The 1,999-nt window shown below is 67.8% G+C and carries 3 protein-coding genes; all 3 read right to left on the minus strand.

Annotated features, from left to right (window positions below; translation table 11 throughout):
- Positions 1-203 (minus strand): TRAP transporter large permease subunit (locus DBR23_RS11635; RefSeq protein ID WP_146191311.1); only part of this gene is annotated, 203 nt, incomplete at its 3' end.
- A 33-nt stretch (positions 204-236) separates the two neighbouring features.
- Positions 237-806, minus strand: coding sequence for a TRAP transporter small permease (locus DBR23_RS11640; protein WP_108498345.1), 570 nt, complete (start codon positions 804-806; stop codon positions 237-239).
- 26 nt (positions 807-832) lie between these two features.
- A partial coding sequence (locus DBR23_RS11645) for a fumarylacetoacetate hydrolase family protein (protein WP_233250405.1) occupies positions 833-1,999 on the minus strand: 1,167 nt, incomplete at its 5' end.

Consider the following 1,999-nt stretch of genomic DNA (forward strand, 5'->3'; position numbering starts at 1 on the left):
ATCTCGCCCGCCAGCATGAAGAAGGGCACGGCCAGCAGCGGAAAACTGTCCGCGCCGTTGATCACGTTCTGCGCCAGGATCTGCGCGTCGAACAGGTCCAGGTGCCACATCAGGGCCGCGCCGGACACGAGCAGCGCGTAGGCAATCGGCACGCCGATGGCCATGGCGGCCAGCAGGGAGCCGAGGAAGATAAAAACGGTCATGAAAGAGCGCTCCAGGTCATTGCGGTGTGGGGTTCACTGGCGTGAAGCCGTGGGCGCGGGGGCTGTGTGCGGCAACTGGCTGCCCACGGCGGCCAGTTCTTCGGATTCGGCGATGTGCAGCAGCTCGTTGTCGGGCATCTGCCCCGACACAATCCGCCACAGGTCCAGCGCCAGCAGCAGCCCCGCCGCCACGGCAAACACCACGCCCGACGCATAGAAGATGGCCATGGATGCACCGGTGACCGGCGCATCCACATCCCAGTTGATGCGCGCCTGTGCCAGCGCGCCGCTGAAGAGCAGCCAGGTGCACCAGATCATCAGCGCGTAGCTGATGGCGAGGCAGATGCGCTGGCCCAGCGGCGGCAGGCGCGCCAGCAGAAAGTCCGTGCCCAGGTGGCCCCGCTCGCGCACCGCCACGATGGCGCCCAGGAAGGTGATCCACACAAACAGCCAGCGCGAAACCTCCTCGCTGATGGCGATGCCGGAGTTGAACGCGTAGCGCAGCACCACGTTGCCAAACACCATCACCACCATCACGGCCAGCGCCAGGGCAATGAGCAGGTTGATCCAGCGGCAGCAGCGGTCGATGAAGGCATTGAGCATGGGGTTGTCTCCTGTTTTCTTTTGACTCAAAGCGCTGTGCCCTGCAGCAGCCCGCGCTGCGCCAGGTTGGCCATGAAGGCGCGCAGGCCAAAGCGCCAGGGCGGCGCGGCCTCGCTGTGCGCCACGCGGTTGTGCAGGCCGCCCAGCCAGGCGCTCTGGATGGACACCAGGTCGCCCAGGTGGTGGGTGAAGCCGCCACCTGGCTGGTCGCGGTCTTCGATGGGGGCGAACAGCGTGCCCATGAACAGCATGAACCCATCCGGGTACTGGTGCGCGGCCAGGGTCTGCGCCACCAGGTCGGTAGGGTCGCGGCTGATGCTGGCCATGGTGTTGATGCCGCGCAGCTCAAAGCCGTCCGCGCCCGCCACACGCAGGTGCACGGTTTCATTGCGCACCTGCTCCAGCCCGAAGCTGCCGTCAAACAGGCGGATGAACGGGCCCAGGGCGCACGACGCGTTGTTGTCCTTGGCCTTACCCAGCAGCAGGGCGCTGCGGCCCTCGATGTCGCGCAGGTTCACATCGTTGCCCAGCGTGGCGCCCACGATCTGGCCCCGGCTGTTCACGGCCAGCACCACCTCGGGCTCAGGGTTGTTCCAGGCCGAGTCGGAGCGGATGCCGATGTCGTCCCCGCAGCCGACGGACGCCAGCACCGGCGCCTTGGTGAACACCTCGGCATCGGGGCCGATGCCCACCTCCAGGTACTGCGACCACAGGCCTTTGTCTTGCAGCAGCGCTTTCAGGCGCATGGCCTCGGGCGAGCCCGGGCGAATGTCCGCCAGGTTCTGGCCGATGAGGCCGATGACCTGGCTGCGCAGGCCCTGCGCGCGGGTGGCGTCGCCGCGCGCCTGCTCTTCGATCACGCGCTCGATGAGGCTGGTGGCAAACGTCACGCCCGCAGCCTTCACCACCTGCAGGTCGCACGGGGCCAGCAGCCAGGGGCGCGTGGTGTCGCGTGTGCCGGGCAGGCTGTTGGCCAGCAGGTCGTCCACGCTGCACAGGTATTGGCCGCTGGCTGCACGCACTGCCTCGGCGGGCGCCATTGTGTCGAGCAGCGTGCTCATGGTGGGGTAGTGCGCGCTGAGGTCGAAAACACCTTCGGGCCGCAGTGCCACCACCGCCGGGCCGGGCACAGCACCTTGGGGGGCCCACACACGGCCCACCAGCGTGCCCTGCACGCCATCGTCGGGAAGCAC

This window comes from Acidovorax sp. HMWF018, from assembly GCF_003061035.1.
Lineage (GTDB): Bacteria > Pseudomonadota > Gammaproteobacteria > Burkholderiales > Burkholderiaceae_C > Acidovorax > Acidovorax delafieldii.

Bases quoted from the DNA above. Each gene is read 5' to 3' on its own strand.
- DBR23_RS11640 (WP_108498345.1), bottom strand. From the start codon at position 806: ATGCTCAATGCCTTCATCGACCGCTGCTGCCGCTGGATCAACCTGCTC.